Source organism: Vibrio sp. OPT46, assembly GCF_015163535.1.
GTDB lineage: Bacteria > Pseudomonadota > Gammaproteobacteria > Enterobacterales > Vibrionaceae > Vibrio > Vibrio alginolyticus.
Map to the genome: position 1 here is coordinate 89,165 of NZ_JADDYG010000250.1, position 1,976 is coordinate 91,140.

The following is a 1,976-nucleotide window of genomic DNA, read 5'->3' on the forward strand; positions in this document are numbered from 1 at the left end:
TTATGGTTATTGTGAGTGTTTTATCATCGGCTAATGAAGTGGCAATTGTGATTCAAGTCATATTTTTTGATCTTAAAGTTGGATGCAAACAATAAAGTTTCACTCACAACTAAGAGTCGCATCACTTTTCAGGAAATCATCTATTGTATGTTTACCTATTGAGTTGCCTTGTCGAGTCAAATCACACAAAAATGCAAAATATCCATTTTTGTCAACAAAACTAATTTGAAAGCAAACGTTATCATCGCAAAAAAAGTAAGTTACTTTCTAAATGTCAATACGTGAAAACCACTGCTTTAGTCACATTAATCCACCACTAACGTCCCCTTAAGTAGTGTTTTACACTGGATTTAATTTTCCTAGCAGAATAAGGACTCCGACCTTAGAATCCGAACACATAACTATTACAACCCGATTACATAACCCACCACACTCTTGCACGCTGCCGAAGAGGCAACAGCAGAGAGTATGGTTAGCCCCCAAAACGTGAAAGGTCTAATACAACAATGAGTCCAGAGAAATATCTCCAAGACTGGCAAACTAGCCAAACGATTGCTGAATCTATTTCCCCTCTAATTGGTAAGCTATATCGTCAAAAAGGAATCGAAGTGGTTCTGTTTGGTAAAACGCTTATTAATGCTACTACTATAGACATTCTCAAAACTCATCGCGTTGCAAGACGTTATACCGGTAACCCACTTTCGCTTGAGCACACGATGCCTATTATTCAAGCGCTTTGTGAAATGAGCATTTCTTCATGCCGTGTCGATGTTGGCCAATTGGCAACTATGTACTGGAATGAACATGACGATACAAGCTCTCTAAACGATTTCCTTATCACTGCACTTGATGGCGCTCGCGACGCAGATTCTTCATTGAAAGCGCGTGATGTGGTTCTTTACGGGTTCGGTCGCATTGGTCGACTACTTACTCGCCTTCTCATTGAGAAAAGTGGTCCAGGTTACCCACTAAGACTACGTGCGATTGTGGTTCGTGGCGGTAAAAAAGGCGATTTGGAGAAGCGTGCTAGCTTGCTGCGTCGTGACTCAGTTCACGGTCAGTTCAACGGTAGCATTGTTATCGATGAAGAGCGTAAAGCACTGATCGTTAACGGCAACTACATCCAAATCATCTACGCAAATAACCCAAGCGAAGTGGATTACTCAGCTTTCGGTATCAATAACGCGCTAGTTGTTGATAACACAGGTGTTTGGCGTGATTCTGAAGGTCTGAGCCAGCACTTAGCGTGTAAAGGCGCAGAGAAAGTACTGCTAACAGCACCAGGTAAAGGTGACATCAAAAACGTTGTATTCGGTGTAAATGAGTCGGTAATTAAAGAAGATGACACCATCATCTCTGCGGCAAGCTGTACAACAAATGCAATCACGCCAGTCCTTAAGGCTCTGAACGATAAATATGGTGTTCTTTCTGGCCATATTGAAACCGTGCACTCATACACAAACGACCAAAATTTGATCGACAACTTCCACTCTGGTGACCGTCGCGGACGTAGTGCTTCACTAAACATGGTTCTGACTTCAACAGGTGCGGCAAAAGCAGTTGCTAAAGCATTGCCAGAGCTTGCAGGCAAGCTAACAGGCAACGCGATACGCGTACCGACACCAAACGTTTCTATGGCAGTCGCTAATCTAAACTTAGGTGAAGACGTAGACCGTGATTCACTGAACGATTACTTGCGTGAAATGGCGTTGAACTCTGAGCTTTCGGCACAGATTGACTACACCGATTCAACAGAAATTGTATCAACTGACTTAGTTGGCTCTCGCCATGCAGGCGTCGTAGATGGTCAAGCGACTATCGCACAAGACAAGCGTTGTGTACTTTACATCTGGTACGACAACGAATTCGGTTACAGCTGCCAAGTTGTGCACTGTATGGAACAAATGATGGGTGTTCGTTACCAAACATTCCCTCGATAGGTGAACTTTGCTCCACAACGTTAACCACATAGCGTA

1 protein-coding gene is annotated in these 1,976 nt (G+C 43.2%); it reads left to right on the top strand.

Annotation, left to right across the window (positions count from 1 at the left end):
- Positions 1-506: 506 nt before the first annotated feature.
- A complete protein-coding gene (locus tag IQR33_RS11415) occupies positions 507-1,940 on the top strand; it encodes a glyceraldehyde-3-phosphate dehydrogenase (RefSeq protein WP_025767937.1) in 1,434 nt (477 codons plus the stop codon).
- Positions 1,941-1,976: the final 36 nt, after the last annotated feature.

Excerpts from the sequence above, each read along its gene's own strand:
- IQR33_RS11415 (WP_025767937.1), top strand. The coding sequence starts at position 507 with ATGAGTCCAGAGAAATATCTCCAAGACTGGCAAACTAGCCAAACGATT.